Annotated in this window: 12 protein-coding genes; 11 read left to right on the forward strand and 1 reads right to left on the reverse strand. The window is 55.1% G+C overall.

Translation table 11 applies throughout. The features are described 5' to 3' along the window. The 8 genes from SFC07_RS03545 (at position 1) to SFC07_RS03580 (ending at position 14,582) form a co-directional block, all read left to right on the forward strand. Positions 1-1,374 (forward strand): NAD-dependent succinate-semialdehyde dehydrogenase, encoded by a 1,374-nt coding sequence (locus SFC07_RS03545; protein ID WP_411206856.1) that lies wholly within the window; start codon positions 1-3, stop codon positions 1,372-1,374. Between the two features lie 56 nt (positions 1,375-1,430). Continuing rightward, the gene (locus SFC07_RS03550; protein WP_411206857.1) at positions 1,431-2,717 is read left to right on the forward strand and encodes an aromatic amino acid transport family protein; all 1,287 of its coding nucleotides are present in this window, start codon (positions 1,431-1,433) and stop codon (positions 2,715-2,717) included. A gap of 51 nt (positions 2,718-2,768) precedes the next feature. Then, positions 2,769-4,205, forward strand: a complete 1,437-nt coding sequence (locus tag SFC07_RS03555; protein ID WP_411206858.1) for a phytoene desaturase family protein — start codon at positions 2,769-2,771, stop codon at positions 4,203-4,205. Between the two features lie 321 nt (positions 4,206-4,526). Further along, positions 4,527-5,042 carry a 50S ribosomal protein L10 gene (gene rplJ / locus SFC07_RS03560; protein ID WP_411206859.1) on the forward strand — a complete coding sequence of 172 codons (516 nt, stop codon included), beginning with the start codon at positions 4,527-4,529 and terminating at the stop codon, positions 5,040-5,042. Between the two features lie 76 nt (positions 5,043-5,118). Further along, complete coding sequence (gene rplL, locus SFC07_RS03565) at positions 5,119-5,502, forward strand: 50S ribosomal protein L7/L12 (protein ID WP_411206860.1); 384 nt, start codon at positions 5,119-5,121, stop codon at positions 5,500-5,502. 80 nt (positions 5,503-5,582) lie between these two features. After that, a complete protein-coding gene (locus SFC07_RS03570; RefSeq protein ID WP_411206861.1) occupies positions 5,583-6,584 on the forward strand; it encodes a DUF3068 domain-containing protein in 1,002 nt (333 codons plus the stop codon). A 413-nt stretch (positions 6,585-6,997) separates the two neighbouring features. After that, complete coding sequence (locus SFC07_RS03575; RefSeq protein WP_411207030.1) at positions 6,998-10,495, forward strand: DNA-directed RNA polymerase subunit beta; 3,498 nt, start codon at positions 6,998-7,000, stop codon at positions 10,493-10,495. An 85-nt stretch (positions 10,496-10,580) separates the two neighbouring features. Then, positions 10,581-14,582, forward strand: coding sequence for a DNA-directed RNA polymerase subunit beta' (locus tag SFC07_RS03580; RefSeq protein WP_411206862.1), 4,002 nt, complete (start codon positions 10,581-10,583; stop codon positions 14,580-14,582). Positions 14,583-14,715: 133 nt separating this feature from the next. Here the strand turns inward: SFC07_RS03580 and SFC07_RS03585 are convergent, their stop codons facing one another. Beyond that, positions 14,716-15,414, reverse strand: coding sequence for a DUF1707 domain-containing protein (locus SFC07_RS03585; RefSeq protein ID WP_411206863.1), 699 nt, complete (start codon positions 15,412-15,414; stop codon positions 14,716-14,718). 393 nt (positions 15,415-15,807) lie between these two features. On the opposite strand from SFC07_RS03585, the gene rpsL reads away from it, so the two are divergent. From rpsL to fusA, 3 genes are all read left to right on the forward strand, one after another. Continuing rightward, positions 15,808-16,176 carry a 30S ribosomal protein S12 gene (gene rpsL, locus SFC07_RS03590; RefSeq protein WP_015650380.1) on the forward strand — a complete coding sequence of 123 codons (369 nt, stop codon included), beginning with the start codon at positions 15,808-15,810 and terminating at the stop codon, positions 16,174-16,176. 6 nt (positions 16,177-16,182) lie between these two features. Beyond that, positions 16,183-16,650 (forward strand): 30S ribosomal protein S7, encoded by a 468-nt coding sequence (rpsG, locus tag SFC07_RS03595; protein ID WP_411206864.1) that lies wholly within the window; start codon positions 16,183-16,185, stop codon positions 16,648-16,650. A gap of 345 nt (positions 16,651-16,995) precedes the next feature. Next, entirely contained in the window at positions 16,996-19,125 is a 2,130-nt protein-coding gene (fusA, locus tag SFC07_RS03600) for an elongation factor G (RefSeq protein WP_411206865.1), read from the forward strand. Positions 19,126-19,165: the final 40 nt, after the last annotated feature.

The raw sequence follows: 19,165 nt of genomic DNA on the forward strand, positions 1-19,165 counted from the left end.
ATGACAACCGTTGACATTGATACCTTTGAGGTCATCAACCCCGCCACCGGCGAGGTTATTAGTGAACTCCCCAACACCGGCCCTGAGCAGTGGCTTGCTGCCCTGGACGAGGCTGATCGTGCCAAGGATGTCTTTGCACAGCTAGCACCACGCAAGCGCTCGGAAATTCTCTACCAAATCTTCGAGCAGCTTATGGCTCAGAGCGCAGAGATTGCTGAGATTATTCACCTTGAAACCGGCAAGTCCCTTGCTGAAGCAAATGGTGAAGTGGCCTATGGTGCTGAATACTTCCGCTGGTTTGCCGAGGAAGCAGTACGCCTGCCCGGTCGTTTTAACCAAGCACCAAGCGGCAATGGCCATATTATTGTCAGCCGTGCACCTGTTGGTGTGGTCTTGGCCATCACCCCGTGGAATTTCCCCATTGCCATGGCTGCCCGCAAGATTGCTCCCGCGCTTGCAGCTGGTTGCCCCATCTTGGTCAAACCAGCCTCGGAAACTCCTTTGACCATGATCAAAGTGGGGGAGATTATTGCAGATGTTTTTGCGCAGCATCAGGTGGATCAAGGTGTGGTGGCAATTTTGCCCACTATCCGCGATTCCGAACTCTCCGCACAGCTGATGGCAGATCCACGCCTAGCAAAGGTGACTTTCACCGGCTCTACCCGCGTGGGCAAGATTTTGGTACGCCAATCCGCCGAAAACCTACTGCGTAGCTCCATGGAGCTGGGCGGAAACGCAGCCTTTGTGATCGATGAGGCTGCCAATCTGGACGCCGCTGTGGAAGGTGCGCTGCAGGCAAAACTGCGTAACACCGGCCAGGTCTGCATTGCTGCCAACCGCTTCTTGGTGCATGAGTCCATTGCAGAGGAGTTTATTTCCAAACTCGCCACCGCAATGGAAGCAGCCACCATCGGACCAGTTATTACTGAGGTCCAAAGAAGCCGCATTGCCGAGCTAGTAGATGCAGCTGTTGCCGATGGCGCGAAGCTGGTCATCGGGGGAGAAGTGCCAGTAGGTGCAGGCTACTTCTACCCAGCAACCGTACTGCGCGATGTTCCAACGCAATCCCGCATTTTGCAGGAAGAAATTTTTGGCCCTGTTGCCACCGTCAACACCTTTAACACCTTGGAAGAAGGCGTGGCCCTGGCCAATGCCACCGAATTTGGACTGGCAGCCTATGGCTTCAGTGAGAATATCCGCAATGCTCAGTACCTGGCGGAACACCTCCAAGCCGGCATGGTGGGCATTAATCGCGGTGCCATTTCAGATCCGGCAGCTCCCTTTGGTGGCATCGGCCAATCCGGCTTCGGCCGTGAAGGCGGCACCGAAGGAATTGAAGAATACCTCTCTATTCGTTATATCGCCCTGTCCTAAAACCTTGCTTAATTTGCCCGATTGATGTCTGCTGTACTTCAACCAAAGGAAAAACCATGAGCACCGAATCTCTCTCCGCCTCCACCGCGCCTCCCGGCGCCGGCGCAGCAACAGGCACCCCAGCTGCAAATCCAGCTGTCACCTCGCCTGAGACCTCCCATGGCCGTAAATACCTCAGTGTGGCCCAGGGGGTAGCGCTAATTTATGGCACCAATATTGGCGCCGGTATTCTCAGCCTGCCCTATGCTGCCCGCAATGGTGGCTTCCTTGCACTGGTAGTAGCCCTACTCATTGCTGGCACCTTGACTACCGTGTCCATGCTCTACATCGCGGAGGTTTCCCTCCGCACCAAGAAGCCACTGCAGCTTTCTGGCCTGGCCGAAAAGTACCTCGGACAGTGGGGCCGCTGGCTCATCTTTGTGGCCATCGTTATTAACAGTATCGGCGCTTTGATTGCCTATGCTGCCGGATCGGGATCACTCATTTCCAATCTCACCGGTTTGCCTCCCATCGTTGGCACCTTGGTCTTCTTTGCCTTGGGAACCTTCGTGATGTGGAAGGGCCTGCACGCTGCTGGATTTGTAGAAGCCCTTATTACCATCGGCATGGCGATGATCATTGTCACGTTATGTGCCTGGACAATTCTGGGACCAGGAATCTCTGCAGAGAACCTCATCGTCTTCCATCCTTTCTTCATCGTGCCCATCATGAACCTGGCCGTCTTTACCTTCTTGGCGCAGTATGTCGTGCCAGAAATCGCTCGCGGTGTGGATCCTGCATCTCCTAAGGCAGTGCCACGTTCCATCGTCATTGGTATGGTTGCCACCGGTGTTACCCTGGCTGCCGTTCCTTTTGCAGCCCTTGGTTTGCTGGGTACCTCAGTGAGTGAAGTTGTCACCCTCTCCTGGGGTGACGCACTGGGACCGATTGCTTATTACCTAGCCAATGCTTTTGCCCTGCTGGCAATGTTTACTTCCTTTATTGCCATCGGCTTTACCGCGATGCGCAATGTGCTGGATATCCGCCACTGGCCTGAAACTGGTTGGCAGCGTGCCGCAGCTGTAGGCCTGACTGTCATTCCGCCACTGTTGATCTCCATGGCCGGCCTTGGTGGCTTTGTGGCAGCTCTTAGTTATGCTGGCGGATTTGCGGGTGCGATTATGTCCGTTATCCCAGTTCTCTTGCTCCACGCCGCTCGTAAAAATGGTGATAAGCAGCCAGTATGGAAGGCCACCTGGCAGGCTCACCCAGTTTTGCAGGTGCTGCTCATAGCAGTATATGCGCTGGCCTTTGCTTACTCTTTGCTTGCAATCTTTGGCCTTGTTCCTGCAGGTTGGGCATAAAATTAGGCTGGGATAAGGTGATTGCTTTAACTTCGCGGTAGCGTTGATGCTGTGACAGTTAAAGGCACCTCAGAAAATCCACAAAACTCCAAACAAGCAGTCATTGTGGGTTCTGGCCCGAATGGTCTTACTGCTGGCGCTTTGCTTGCCCAAGCAGGCTGGCAGGTAGATATTTATGAAGCGAGCCCCCACCTCGGTGGTGCGGCTCGCTCTCAGGCGTTATTGGGTGAGGGCACAATTAGTGATCTCGGTGCTGCAGCGCATCCCTTTGGCATTGCCTCCCCGGTGTTCTCCAAACTGGGGCTCGAGGAACATGGCCTAAAATGGGCACACTCAAAATATCCTATGGCGCATCCTTTTGATGATGGCACCGCCGCCTTCCTCCATCATGGGTTGGAGGAAACCGCCGCCGCGCTTGGCGATGATAGCCGCCACTGGAAACGGGTTCATGGTTCGGTGACCAAGAATATTGATAAGCACCTGGAAAATATTCTGGGACCGGTGCTGCGTATGCCTCCGCATCCCATGCGCATGCTGCAATTTGGGGCTGCGGCGATGTGGCCTGCACGAACCCTGGCCAATGGCGCTTTTGAAACTGAAGCAGCCCGCGCTCTCTTTAATGGCTCCGCAGTCCATGCCATCACCCCGCCAGATAGGCCACTCACCGCAGCCTTTGGATTGCTCTTTAATGCCTTGGGAATGTCACGCGGGTGGCCGGTGGCAGTGGGCGGAACTCAAAGCATTGCAAATGCGCTGGCAGCAGTGGTGGAGGAACATGGTGGCACCATTCATCTAGGCGAACCAATTGAGGATCTTGGTCGCTTTGGCAAGGCTGATGCCATTATCTTGAATCTCACCCCAGCCCAGGTGTTGCGTCTTAAAGGGGTGGATGTCTCAGAATCCATGAAGCACAAGATGAAAAAGTGGCGTTATGGAGCAGCCTCCTACAAGATTGATTTTCTGCTTGATGGGCCCATTCCCTGGAAAAATCCCGAGGTAGCCAACGCCACCACAGTGCATGTGTGTGGTTCTGCAGATGAGATTCGATTGGCCGAGGCTGAAGCTGCCGCTGGGCGCATCCCGGAGCGACCTTTTGTCCTGGTGTGTCAGCAACAGGCTGCAGATCCTACGCGCGCCCGGGAGGGCAAGCACGTGGTGTGGGCCTACGCACATGTACCGCAGGGTTTCGTCGACAAGCGTGCTGGGGTCTTAATTGCCAACCAGATTGAACGCTTCGCACCGGGTTTTCAGGACCGCATTATTCATGCGGTGACTACTGATGCGACGCAGCTGGAGGATTGGAATCCCAATTTGGTCGGCGGTGATGTCGCCGCTGGTGCCACCGATAAATTGCAGGCAATTGTGCGCATGCCGTCCAAGCTGGGGCCTAAAACCTATATGGCTTCGGGCTCCAACGCGCCGGGTGGGGGAGTGCATGGCATGCCGGGCGCGTGGGCCGCGCGCGCCGTGCTGGCTGACCACGCTTAAAACGCTTTTCGACGCGCACTACGTGCGGATTTGTTTATTAGCGCCAGCTCCCTTAAAGTAAGACCTCGAAGTTTGAACGATCGGCATTTAGCTTGATCGAGCTCAAGGTTCACCGAAGACCGTAGGTCATTCGCAGTTAATGCGAAACGAAGGTTTCCTCTCCAGGAACGGCCCACGCAGGAGACACTTGATCGCCTTAGGTTCCTATTATGGAATATATTGCGCCCTGTGCTCTTGCACGGGGCTTTTTTCATGAGTTTTTACTTATGACTAAGCCTCGCGGATCAGTAGATTACACATAAGAGGAAAGGAGGCGAAGTAATGGCAAACCCAAAGAATGAAGCAGCCCTGGCAGAGCTCAAGGCACGTTTCGCTGAGACCGACACCGTCGTACTCACCGAGTACCGTGGCTTGACCGTAGCTCAGACCACTGAACTGCGTAAGGCACTGGGATTCGATGTCCAGTACTCCGTCGCCAAGAACACCCTTGTTAAGATTGCCGCTAAAGAAGCTGGCATCGAGGGCCTTGATGATCTCCTGACCGGTCCAACCGCTGTTGCCTTCATCAAGGGCGAAGCAGTTGACACCGCTAAGGTGCTGAAGAAATTCGGCGAAGAGAACAAGGCATTCGTAGTCAAGGGTGGCTACATGGATGGCAACGCGCTTAACGCTGCACAGGTTAACGCAATTGCCGAGCTGGACAACCGCGAGACCACTCTCGCAAAGCTTGCCGGCGCCATGAAGGGCAACTTGGCAAAGGCCGCAGGCCTGTTCAACGCTCCTGCTTCCCAGGTCGCACGCCTCGCCGTTGCGCTCCAGGAGAAGAAGGAAGCTTAAGTCGCCATCCGGCGCACCTAGTTTTACCCCACATTTTTCGGGTGTGTAAACACCCACCAACAGGAAGGATGCCACCATGGCTAAGCTCACCAAGGACGAGCTCATTGAGGCTTTCAAGGAAATGACCCTCATCGAGCTCTCTGAGTTCGTTAAGGAATTCGAAGAGGTCTTCGAAGTTACCGCAGCTGCTCCAGTTGCTGTTGCTGCTGTTGCCGGCGGCGAAGCTGCTGCTGCTGCAGAAGAGAAGGACGAGTTCGACGTCGTTCTTGAAGATGCAGGCGCAAAGAAGATCGGCGTCATCAAGGTTGTCCGTGAGCTCGTCTCCGGTCTTGGCCTGAAGGAAGCTAAGGAGCTCGTTGAGGGCGCACCTAAGGCTATCATCGAGGGCGCAAACAAGGACGACGCTGAGGCTGCTAAGGCTAAGCTCGAAGAGGCTGGCGCAAAGGTCACCCTTAAGTAAGAACTTTCTTACTCTTAAACCCCATCTGAACCGGATTTATACCGGGGCAGGTGGGGTTTTCCCATGCAATATATAGAGCAATGCTGACCTCCGGTAACATCGACGACATGCTGCCTAAATCCAGGATCATCTCAGCGCTGCTGCTCGGAATTGGTGTGGCACTAGTGGTGTGGGGGCTTGTAGCTCCCCGCTTTGTGCATGCCGATGGTCGTTTGCCGCTTGACCTTGAAGCCACCACCTATGTGCTCCATGACGCCGAGGCACAGACCACCATTAACTCAGACCCCTTAGCGGGCGTGGTGACCACTCCTGTGACCCGTCAGCTGCATTTTGAAGTAATGGACCCCGCTAGTGCCGATGCCGCCACCATCCGTATTGGAGATACCTTTATGCGAGGCGCTGCCGCCACCCAAGGCTTCGAACAGGAACGCCTACTCTCGGCCACTGTGGCCAGCCTGCGTATCGATCGCCTCACCGGTGAGGTACTCTCCGATATTTCCCTCACCAACCAGCTAGCCAGCCCCACAGTGAACTATTCCGTGGATGGCATCTGGCTGAAATTTCCTACCGATGCCCAAGCGACCACCTATAACGTGATTGATCCCACGTTGCGCCAGGCGCGGCCGGCCGATTTTGTGGAGTCCACTGAGATTAATGGCCGCCAGGTCATGCACTACCGCCAGGTCATTGATAATGCCAACGTGGCGGAATCCTTCGCCGATTCCAATAACACCACCACCTTGACCAAGGAAGATGGCAGCACCACTACGGGTTATCTTTTTCACAATGTCACCCGCGATTTCTGGGTCGATCAAAAGACTGGTTTATTGGTAGATCTTTCTGAAAGTATCGACGATTTTTATGGGGACCGCACCGGTCAAAAATACGAGCAAAAACTGCTTTTCGACGCCTCCCTCGACGATGCTGCCGTGGCTGCGCTGGTGGAACAGGCGGCCGAAGTGCCCGATGCCGAGCTAATTGAGACCCTCAACAAGGTTGGAATTGGTGTTGGCGTAGTTCTCATTTTGCTGGGACTGTTGGGCAGTTTTGGATTCATGAGCAAAAAGCGTCGAAAAGCTTAAATCCCAGGTAGGGGGCACCTTCTAGATTTTTGGCAGCGCGCGGGGACGCGCTGAATTGCGAAAACTGGGTTGTTATTTGCTAGGGTGCCCTTGTGAAGGCCAAATGCGGAGTGGCTGGAACCGTGGAAGACCCCGTTATCATGTGGGTATCCGGTTTATAAAATCTCCCCTTTACTTCTGCGCTCTTGTGGTATAAGCTGAGTCGTTGCGTTGGAATTTGTGTCTCTTTTTCGTTCCGATAGTCTCAAGACCTTGCTCAAGGTGGTTTGGAAAAACCGATTTGACAAGGTCATTCAGTGCTATCTGAGGGCGAATTGGTGGCGTGGATTCCTCAGCAGACCAATTGCTCAAAATACCAGCGGTGCTGTTTGCGCACGGGCCTTGACCAGCCCCGTGTCACTCACCCGCGTGAGGTGCTGGAAGGACCCATCTTGGCAGTCTCCCGCCAGACCAAGTCAGTCGTCGATATTCCCGGCGCACCGCAGCGTTATTCATTCGCGAAGGTGTCTGCGCCCATTGAGGTGCCCGGACTACTAGATCTACAACTCGATTCTTACTCTTGGTTGATCGGCACGCCTGAATGGCGCGCTCGTCAAAAAGAAGAGTTCGGCGAGGGAGCCCGCGTAACAAGCGGCCTTGAGAACATTCTCGAGGAACTCTCCCCAATCCAGGATTACTCTGGAAACATGTCTCTTAGCCTTTCGGAGCCACGCTTCGAAGACGTCAAAAACACCATTGACGAGGCAAAAGAAAAAGACATCAACTATGCGGCCCCACTGTATGTGACCGCAGAATTTGTCAATAACACCACCGGTGAAATCAAGTCTCAGACTGTCTTCATCGGCGATTTCCCAATGATGACGGACAAGGGAACGTTCATCATCAACGGAACCGAGCGTGTTGTCGTGAGCCAGCTCGTCCGCTCCCCGGGCGTCTACTTCGACCAGACCATTGACAAATCCACCGAGCGTCCACTGCATGCCGTGAAGGTTATTCCTTCCCGCGGTGCGTGGTTGGAATTCGACGTGGACAAGCGCGACTCCGTCGGTGTCCGCATCGACCGTAAGCGTCGCCAGCCTGTCACCGTGCTCTTGAAGGCACTGGGCTGGACCACCGAACAGATCACTGAGCGCTTCGGCTTCTCTGAGATTATGATGTCCACCCTGGAGTCCGATGGTGTTGCAAACACCGACGAGGCTCTGCTGGAGATCTACCGCAAGCAGCGTCCAGGCGAGCAGCCTACCCGCGACCTTGCACAGTCCCTCCTGGACAACAGCTTCTTCCGTGCAAAGCGTTATGATCTGGCCCGCGTTGGCCGTTACAAGATCAACCGCAAGCTCGGCCTCGGTGGCGACCATGATGGTTTGATGACTCTTACCGAAGAGGACATCGCAACCACCATTGAATACCTCGTGCGTCTGCACGCGGGTGAGCGCGTGATGACTTCCCCTCGTGGCGAAGAAATCCCAGTCGAGACCGACGATATCGATCACTTCGGTAACCGTCGTCTGCGCACCGTGGGCGAATTGATCCAGAACCAGGTTCGCGTTGGTCTCTCTCGTATGGAGCGTGTTGTTCGCGAGCGCATGACTACTCAGGATGCGGAGTCCATCACTCCTACCTCCCTGATCAACGTGCGTCCTGTTTCTGCAGCAATCCGTGAGTTCTTCGGAACTTCCCAGCTGTCCCAGTTCATGGACCAGAACAACTCCTTGTCGGGTCTGACCCACAAGCGTCGTCTGTCGGCCCTCGGCCCGGGTGGTCTGTCCCGTGAGCGTGCCGGCATCGAAGTTCGAGACGTGCACCCTTCTCACTACGGCCGTATGTGCCCCATTGAAACCCCCGAAGGTCCAAACATTGGTCTGATCGGTTCTTTGGCGTCCTACGCTCGCGTGAACCCATTTGGTTTCATTGAGACCCCTTACCGTCGCATTGTTGACGGCAAGCTCACTGACCAAATCGACTACCTCACAGCTGATGAGGAAGATCGCTTTGTGGTTGCACAGGCAAACACCACTTATGACGAAGATGGCAACATCACCGATGAGACCGTCACTGTCCGTCTAAAGGATGGTGACATCGCCATGGTTAACCGCAATGAGGTTGACTACATGGACGTGTCCCCACGTCAGATGGTCTCTGTCGGTACCGCGATGATTCCATTCCTCGAGCACGACGATGCTAACCGTGCCCTCATGGGTGCGAACATGCAGAAGCAGGCTGTGCCTCTAGTCCGCGCCGAAGCTCCATTCGTGGGCACCGGTATGGAACAGCGCGCTGCTTATGACGCAGGTGACTTGGTTATTACCCCAGTCGCCGGTGTTGTCGAGAACGTTTCCGCTGACATCATCACCATCATGGCTGATGACGGCAAGCGCGAAACCTACATGCTGCGTAAGTTCCAGCGCACCAATCAGGGCACCAGCTACAACCAGAAGCCTCTGGTTAACCTCGGTGACCGCGTTGAAGCTGGACAGGTTATCGCCGATGGTCCTGGTACCTACAACGGTGAAATGTCCCTCGGCCGCAACCTCCTGGTTGCCTTCATGCCTTGGGAAGGCCACAACTACGAGGATGCAATCATCCTCAACCAGAACATTGTGGAGCAGGACATCCTGACCTCTGTTCACATCGAGGAGCACGAAATTGATGCCCGCGACACCAAGCTTGGTGCCGAGGAAATCACCCGTGACATCCCTAACGTCTCTGAAGATGTCCTCAAGGACCTCGACGAGCGCGGTATTGTGCGCATTGGTGCAGATGTTCGCGATGGCGACATTCTGGTCGGCAAGGTCACCCCTAAGGGTGAAACCGAGCTCACCCCAGAAGAGCGTTTGCTGCGCGCCATCTTCGGCGAAAAGGCTCGCGAAGTCCGCGACACCTCCATGAAGGTGCCTCACGGCGAGACCGGCAAGGTCATCGGCGTGCGTCACTTCTCCCGCGAGGACGACGACGATCTAGCCCCAGGTGTCAACGAGATGATCCGTATCTACGTTGCCCAGAAGCGCAAGATCCAGGACGGCGATAAGCTCGCTGGCCGCCACGGCAACAAGGGTGTTGTGGGCAAGATTCTGCCTCAGGAAGATATGCCGTTCCTTCCTGACGGAACTCCTGTCGACGTCATCTTGAACACCCACGGTGTGCCTCGTCGTATGAACATCGGTCAGGTTCTTGAGACCCACTTGGGCTGGCTGGCATCTGCTGGTTGGTCTGTGGATCCTGAAGATCCAAAGAATGCTGAGCTCATCAAGACTCTGCCTAAGGACCTCTATGAGGTTCCAGCAGGCTCCTTGACTGCAACCCCAGTGTTCGACGGTGCTTCCAATGAAGAACTCGCAGGTCTGCTGGCTAATTCCCGTCCAAACCGCGACGGCGACGTCATGGTTAACTCCGACGGTAAGGCAACCTTGTTCGACGGCCGTTCCGGCGAACCGTACCCATACCCGGTCTCCATCGGTTATATGTACATGCTGAAGCTGCACCACCTTGTTGACGAGAAGATCCACGCTCGTTCCACCGGTCCATACTCCATGATCACCCAGCAGCCGCTTGGTGGTAAGGCACAGTTCGGTGGACAGCGCTTCGGCGAAATGGAGGTGTGGGCAATGCAGGCATACGGCGCTGCTTACACCCTCCAGGAGCTGTTGACCATCAAGTCTGACGACGTGGTCGGACGTGTCAAGGTCTACGAGGCAATTGTTAAGGGCGAGAACATCCCTGATCCCGGTATTCCGGAATCATTCAAGGTTCTCCTCAAGGAGCTCCAGTCGCTGTGCCTCAACGTGGAGGTTCTCTCCGCAGACGGCACGCCAATGGAACTCGCGGGCGACGATGACGACTTCGATCAGGCAGGTGCCTCTTTGGGCATTAACTTGTCTCGTGACGAGCGTTCCGACGCTGATACCGCATAGCAGATCAGAAAAACCCATAAGCTAGAAATCAAGCCATACATCCCCCGGTCACCCGACAGGGTCCTGGGGGGAAAGGGAGTTTTACGTGCTCGACGTAAACGTCTTCGATGAGCTCCGCATCGGCCTGGCCACTGCCGACGACATCCGTCGTTGGTCTAAGGGCGAGGTTAAGAAGCCGGAGACCATCAACTACCGAACCCTCAAGCCTGAGAAGGACGGTCTGTTCTGCGAGCGTATCTTCGGTCCTACCCGCGACTGGGAGTGCGCCTGCGGCAAGTACAAGCGCGTCCGATACAAGGGCATCATCTGTGAGCGCTGTGGTGTTGAAGTCACCAAGTCCAAGGTTCGCCGTGAGCGCATGGGCCACATTGAGCTCGCTGCTCCAGTAACCCACATCTGGTACTTCAAGGGTGTTCCTTCACGCCTTGGTTACCTCTTGGACCTGGCTCCAAAGGACCTCGACCTCATCATCTACTTCGGTGCAAACATCATCACCAGCGTTGATGAAGAGGCTCGTCACAGCGACCAGTCCACTCTAGAAGCAGAAATGCTGCTGGAGAAGAAGGACGTTGAGGCAGATGCAGAATCCGATATCGCAGAGCGTGCAGAAAAGCTCGAAGAGGATCTTGCTGAGCTCGAAGCAGCTGGCGCAAAGGCTGACGCACGTCGCAAGGTGCAGGCTGCAGCCGATAAGGAAATGCAGCACATCCGCGAGCGTGCACAGCGCGAGATCGATCGCCTCGATGAGGTCTGGCAGACCTTCATCAAGCTTGCTCCAAAGCAGATGATCCGCGACGAGAAGCTCTACGACGAGCTCATCGACCGCTACGAGGATTACTTCACCGGTGGTATGGGTGCAGAGTCCATTGAGGCTCTCATCAAGAACTTCGACCTCGATGCTGAGGCCGAAGAGCTGCGCGACATCATCAACAATGGCAAGGGCCAGAAAAAGATGCGTGCGCTGAAGCGCCTGAAGGTTGTTGCAGCCTTCCAGCGTTCCGGCAACGATCCTGCCGGCATGGTTCTGAATGCGATCCCAGTGATCCCACCAGAGCTTCGCCCAATGGTGCAGCTGGACGGTGGCCGCTTTGCGACCTCCGACCTTAACGACCTCTATCGTCGTGTTATCAACCGCAACAACCGCCTCAAGCGCATGATCGAACTCGGTGCTCCCGAGATCATCGTGAACAATGAGAAGCGCATGCTGCAGGAATCTGTAGACGCCCTCTTCGACAATGGTCGTCGTGGTCGTCCAGTGACTGGACCGGGCAACCGTCCACTGAAGTCACTGTCTGATTTGCTGAAGGGCAAGCAGGGACGTTTCCGTCAGAACCTGCTGGGTAAGCGTGTTGACTACTCTGGTCGTTCCGTAATTATCGTTGGTCCTCAGCTGCGTCTACACGAGTGTGGTCTGCCTAAGCTGATGGCTCTCGAGCTCTTCAAGCCTTTCGTTATGAAGCGCCTGGTGGAGAACGAGTACGCACAGAACATCAAGTCTGCAAAGCGCATGGTTGAGCGTCAGCGCCCTGAGGTGTGGGACGTTCTTGAAGAGGCCATCTCTGAGCACCCAGTGATGCTGAACCGTGCACCAACCCTGCACCGTTTGGGTATTCAGGCTTTCGAGCCTGTCCTTGTTGAGGGTAAGGCTATTCAGCTGCACCCACTGGCTTGTGAAGCGTTCAACGCTGACTTCGACGGTGACCAGATGGCAGTTCACCTGCCCCTGTCCGCTGAGGCTCAGGCTGAAGCTCGCATCTTGATGCTTGCTTCCAACAACATTTTGTCCCCAGCATCAGGCAAGCCTTTGGCAATGCCTCGTCTGGACATGGTTACTGGTCTGTACTACTTGACTCTGCTCAAGAACGCTGATGAATTCGGCGGTCAGGGTGCTTATGCACCAGCAGATGAGAATGGTCCAGAAAAGGGTGTCTACTCTTCCTTGGCCGAAGCCATCATGGCTTATGACCGTGGAGTTCTAGGCCTGCAGGCACCAGTGCGTATCCGCCTGGATCACCTCCGCCCACCAGCAGATGTTGAAGCAGAGCAGTTCCCAGATGGTTGGAACCAGGGCGAAACCTGGTTGGCTTCCACCACCTTGGGTCGTGTGCTCTTCAACGAGATCCTGCCTTGGAACTACCCATACCTTGAGGGCGTTATGGTCCGTAAGGGTGGCGGTAGTGACAAGATCATGCTTGGCGACGTGGTCAATGACCTCGCAGCTAAGTACCCAATGATCACTGTTGCGCAGACCATGGACAAGATGAAGGACGCTGGTTTCTACTGGGCTACTCGCTCCGGTGTTACCATTGCAATGTCTGATGTTTTGGTTCTTCCAAACAAGGAAGAAATCCTGGACCGCTACGAGGAGTCTGCTCGTCAGATCGAAATCAAGTACGGTCGCGGCAAGCTTACTTCCCGCGAGCGTTATGATCGCCTCGTAGAGCTGTGGAAGGACGCAACCGACGAGGTTGGTCAGGCTGTTGAGAATCTGTACCCAGATGACAACCCAATTCCAATGATCGTGAAGTCCGGTGCTGCCGGTAACATGCGTCAGATCTGGACCCTTGCAGGTATGAAGGGAATGGTTGTGAACTCAAAGGGTGACTACATCACCCGTCCTATCAAGACTTCCTTCCGTGAAGGCTTGACAGTGCTTGAGTACTTCAATAACTCCCACGGTTCCCGTAAGGGCCTGGCCGATACCGCACTGCGTACCGCTGACTCTGGCTACCTGACCCGTCGTCTTGTTGACGTCGCCCAGGATGTCATCGTCCGCGTTGAGGATTGTGGAACCCGTCAGGGCATCCGCGTTCCTGTTGCAGCTGAGGTTTTGGATGCAACCGGTGCAGTCACCGGCTACACCCGCCATGACTTGATCGAGACCTCGGTCTCTGGTCGTGTTTTGGCTGGCGACGCTACTGACAAGAACGGCGAAGTTGTGCTTCCTGCAGGTACCGACCTGACTGAGCTCAACATCGACCTCTTGGTTGAAAAGGGCATTGAGGAAGTTAAGGTTCGCTCCGTACTTACCTGCCAGACCCCAACCGGTGTCTGCGCAAAGTGTTACGGCAAGTCCATGGCTTCCGGCCACCAGGTCGACATCGGAGAGGCTGTTGGCATCGTTGCTGCACAGTCCATCGGTGAGCCTGGTACCCAGCTGACCATGCGTACCTTCCACCAGGGTGGTGTCGGTGGCGACATCACCGGCGGTCTGCCTCGTGTGCAGGAGCTTTTCGAAGCACGTGTTCCTAAGAACTGTGCTCCAATTGCTTCCGTTGAAGGAACCATTCACCTCGAGGATGAAGGCAACTTCTACACCTTGACCATCATTCCTGATGATGGTTCGGACAATGTTGTCTATGAGAAGCTCTCCAAGCGTCAGGGTCTTGCGTCCACTCGCGTGGCAATGGAATCCAACGCTGGTGCTTTCATCGAGCGCACCTTGACCGAAGGCGACCGTGTTGTCGTTGGTCAGCGTCTGCTCCGTGGTGCTGCTGATCCTCACGACGTTCTGGAAATCCAGGGTCGCCGTGGTGTGGAACAGCACCTCATCGACGAGGTCCAGGCTGTGTACCGTGCACAGGGTGTGGCCATCCACGACAAGCACATCGAAATTATCGTTCGTCAGATGCTGCGTCGCGGAACTGTCATCGAGTCCGGTTCTACCGAGTTCCTCCCAGGTTCTTTGGTTGACCTTTCCGAGGCAAAGCTGGCTAACTCTGAGGCCATCAATGCTGGCGGTCAGCCAGCAGAGTTGCGCTCCGAGATCATGGGTATCACCAAGGCCTCCCTGGCAACCGAGTCTTGGTTGTCTGCGGCTTCCTTCCAGGAGACCACCCGTGTGCTTACCGACGCTGCTATCAACAAGCGTTCCGATAAGCTCATTGGCCTCAAGGAGAACGTGATTATCGGTAAGCTGATCCCAGCTGGTACCGGTATCTCCCGTTACCGCAACATCTCCATCAAGCCGACCGAAGCTGCACGCAATGCTGCTTACTCGATTCCTACCTATGGTGAGTCGATTTATGGTGACGATGGATTCGGTGAATTCACCGGAGCATCTGTGCCATTGGATGAGGCTTTCTAGAGCAAGAAAGTACTCTTCCAGCAGAGCAAAAATTGGTCGCTGAAAGGATGAAGCCCCGCTAGAACCGAAAAGTTTTAGCGGGGCTTTTCCCGTTGCTGAAAGTGCGAGGCGCAGGGGTTCGTCGAAAAGCGTGCTAGCGCGCTTTGGTAATCACCGTTACGCCGCCCATGAGGGCAAGGCCGCTGACCGTGACCACCGGAGCGTCGGCGGGGAGGTTGCCCGGTTGGATGATTGCGGATTTGTCCACGGTGGAGCCGAAACCACCCATGAGGCCTAAACCATTGCAGATGACGCGCACGCCTTCGGGGACGATGATGTCAATGCCACCCATGACTGCAAAGGCGTTGATATGGATGTGATCGCTTTCCAGCAGCGCCTCGCGCAAATCCAGGGCATTGCCACCCATGAGGGCAAGGGAGGTGTGGTTGGTGGGGCAGACCCAGTTGCCTTTACGCTCGGCGCCGCCCATGACTGAAATAGACAGAGACGAGCCTCCAGGAGTACCGGTGATCTGCGCGCGAACCCGCGCCACCGCCTGCGTGGCTGTTTGACTGTTAAAAGTGCTTTTCGACGCCGACAGGTGCGGTTCTACATGCTGGTCAGGGGAGTTGCTGGAGTAGGGGAGAAGGTCCGGGGTAATAGTGACATCAGCGAGCAGGGGAGCAAGCTCATCGACAAAACGCGCAGAACACGCTTGGGAAGAGCGTTCCTCAAACTCTGTAATGTCGAGTTGGCCGCGGGAAAGAGCTGCTGAAAGCTCAGTGACCGTGTTGTTGCGGTCAGTGTCGGTTGCGCGCCGGCGGATGGGATAATTAGCTGGTAGATCGCTCATGAGCGCCAGTATATTGCCCTAAAAGCCTCGGGGTAGGTAGGTGCAGTGCTGGTTAGGTGCTGTCTCTATATTGAAACGATGAAGAAGCGTGGTTTGGAGAATCAAAGGGGTAGTGGTAAGGTTTGGCGTTGAGTCCCACTCTAGTAGTTGGGAACTGACGGCACCTCGCAAACACGCGCTGGTATCGCACCTGGTTTTCCGGGACGCGGTGGCGCATGTGAGCTTAGAGTAGGTTTCCGTGACACGTTGGTCGGGCCCCCAAAAGAGCCCCTTTTTTTGCGTGTCTGGGAACATTTTCTCATTTAACACGCGCCATCAGAAGCTCAGCCTTCGTGTTCGTCCCCCGGGCGTCACGTCAGCTTAAAAAGAACAACTCCGAAATAAGGATGGTTCATGCCAACTATTCAGCAGCTGGTCCGTAAGGGCCGCCACGATAAGACCGTAAAGGTGGCTACTGCGGCACTGAAGGGCTCCCCTCAGCGTCGTGGTGTTTGTACCCGTGTGTACACCACCACCCCTAAGAAGCCTAACTCTGCTCTTCGTAAGGTTGCTCGTGTGCGCCTTACCTCCGGCATTGAGGTTTCCGCTTACATCCCAGGTGAGGGCCACAACCTCCAGGAGCACTCCATGGTGCTCGTTCGCGGTGGTCGTGTTAAGGACCTTCCTGGTGTCCGTTACAAGATCATCCGTGGTGCACTTGATACCCAGGGTGTCAAGGACCGCAAGCAGGCTCGTTCCCGCTACGGCGCGAAGAGGGGATAATTAAAAATGCGTAAATCAGCAGCTCCTAAGCGTCCAATCGTTCTCGATCCTGTTTACCAGTCTGAGGTTGTTTCCCAGCTCGTAAACAAGATCCTCTTGGACGGCAAGAAGTCCACCGCCGAGCGTATCGTTTACGGTGCACTCGAGATCTGCCGCGAGAAGACCGGCACCGATCCAGTTGGCACCCTCGAAAAGGCTCTTGGCAACGTTCGCCCAGACCTCGAGGTTCGCTCCCGCCGCGTTGGTGGCGCAACCTACCAGGTTCCAGTTGAGGTCCGTCCAGCACGTGCCAACACCCTGGCACTGCGTTGGTTGGTTACCTTCACCCGTCAGCGTCGTGAGAACACCATGATCGAGCGCCTTGCAAACGAGATTCTCGATGCAGCTAATGGTCTTGGTGCTTCCGTGAAGCGTCGCGAAGACACCCATAAGATGGCTGAGGCCAACCGCGCCTTCGCTCACTACCGCTGGTAGTTCTTTAAGATATGAATGCCCAATCACCCTTGTTCACTGCTTGCCTAGATATTTCAATATTGGAATATGCTGGCAATGTAAGTGGCCTGTGGTGACTGGGCATTTAGTCTCATTTATGCAGTACAAAGCCCTAAAGGGTGAAGAAATCCTCACTGTTTAAACAGTGCGTTATATAAAAAGTCCGCTTGCAATAACGGCAGCATGCTGCTTAAAGCGCAAGTTAGTGGCAAAATGTAACAAGAGAATTATCCGTAGGCGTCGAGCTGATGACTGGGGTCTTAAAGTTTAGGCTTTAAGGCCCCAGTGAGAGGCAAAGCGCCGCAACCAATAAGTTGGGGTACCACTGTGGCACAAGAAGTGCTTAAGGACCTAAATAAGGTTCGCAATATCGGCATCATGGCTCACATCGATGCTGGTAAGACCACTACCACCGAACGCATCCTCTTCTACACCGGTATTAACCGTAAGGTCGGCGAGACCCACGACGGTGCATCCACCACTGACTGGATGGAGCAGGAGAAGGAACGCGGCATCACCATTACCTCCGCTGCTGTTACCTGTTTCTGGCAGAACAACCAGATCAACATCATTGACACCCCGGGCCACGTTGACTTCACCGTTGAGGTTGAGCGCTCCCTCCGTGTTCTTGATGGCGCCGTTGCAGTATTCGACGGTAAGGAAGGCGTTGAGCCTCAGTCTGAGCAGGTGTGGCGTCAGGCTACCAAGTACGACGTTCCACGTATCTGCTTCGTGAACAAGATGGACAAGCTGGGTGCAGACTTCTACTACACCGTTGGCACCATCGAGGATCGCCTTGGCGCTAAGCCATTGGTTATGCAGCTTCCAATCGGCGCCGAGGATGCTTTCGACGGCGTCATCGACCTGCTGACCATGAAGGCTCTGACCTGGCGTGGCGTTACCCCAATTGGTACCGAAGCAACCATCGAGGAAATCCCAGCTGAACTTGCTGACAAGGCTGCTGAGTACCGCGAGAAGCTCCTCGAGACCGTTGCTGAGTCCGATGAAGAGCTCATGGAGAAGTTCTTCGGCGGCGAAGAGCTGACCATGGAAGAGATCAAGGGTGCCATCCGTAAGATGGTTATCAACTCTGAGATCTACCCTGTTTACTGTGGTACTGCATACAAGAACAAGGGCGTTCAGCCTTTGCTCGACGCAGTTATCGACTTCCTGCCTTCCCCACTCGACCTCGGTGTTACCGAAGGTACCGACGTGAAGGATCCTGAGAAGGTTCTTACCCGTAAGCCTTCCGATGATGAGCCACTTTCCGCTCTTGCATTCAAGATCGCAGCTCACCCATTCTTCGGTAAGCTGACCTTCGTTCGCCTGTACTCCGGCAAGGTTGAGCCAGGCGAGCAGGTTCTGAACTCCACCAAGGGCAAGAAGGAGCGCATCGGTAAGCTGTTCCAGATGCACGCTAACAAGGAAAACCCTGTTGACGTTGCACACGCTGGTAACATCTACGCGTTCATTGGTCTGAAGGACACCACCACCGGTGATACCCTTTGCGATGCGAACGCACCAATCATTCTTGAGTCCATGGACTTCCCGGATCCAGTTATCCAGGTTGCAATTGAGCCTAAGACCAAGTCTGACCAGGAGAAGCTGGGTGTTGCTATCCAGAAGCTTGCTGAAGAAGACCCAACCTTCACCGTTCACTTGGATGACGAGTCCGGCCAGACCGTTATCGGCGGCATGGGCGAACTTCACCTCGACGTTCTTGTTGACCGTATGCGTCGCGAGTTCAAGGTTGAGGCAAACATCGGTGACCCACAGGTTGCTTACCGCGAGACCATCCGTAAGCCTGTTGAGTCCCTGAGCTACACCCACAAGAAGCAGACCGGTGGTTCCGGTCAGTTCGCTAAGGTTGTTATCTCCATCGAGCCTTACGCACCTGCACAGGAAGAGCTTGAAGAGGGCGAATCCGCAATCTACAAGTTCGAGAACGCTGTTACCGGTGGTCGTGTTCCTCGTGAATACATCCCTTCCGTCGACGCAGGTATCCAGGACGCAATGCAGTACGGCTTCCTCGCCGGCTACCCATTGGTTAACGTCAAGGCAACCCTCGAAGACGGCGCTTACCACGACGTTGACTCCTCTGAAATGGCCTTCAAGCTTGCCGGTTCCCAGGCATTCAAGGAAGCTGTTGCAAAGGCAAAGCCAGTTCTGCTGGAGCCAATCATGTCCGTTGAGATCGTTACCCCTGAGGATTACATGGGTGAAGTTATCGGCGACGTAAACTCCCGCCGTGGCCAGATCGCTTCCATGGAAGACCGTGCAGGCGCTAAGGTCGTCAAGGCTAAGGTTCCACTGTCTCAGATGTTCGGTTACGTTGGTGACCTGCGTTCCAAGACCCAGGGTCGTGCAAACTACTCCATGGTCTTCGATTCCTACGCTGAGGTTCCTGCCAACGTTGCAGCAGACGTTATCGCTGAGCGTAACGGCACCGCTTCCTAGTTTCTAAAGCTCTCGCATTTCGGTGCGAGAGCGTCGCTAG

This window comes from Corynebacterium callunae (assembly GCF_046592015.1).
GTDB lineage: Bacteria > Actinomycetota > Actinomycetes > Mycobacteriales > Mycobacteriaceae > Corynebacterium > Corynebacterium callunae_A.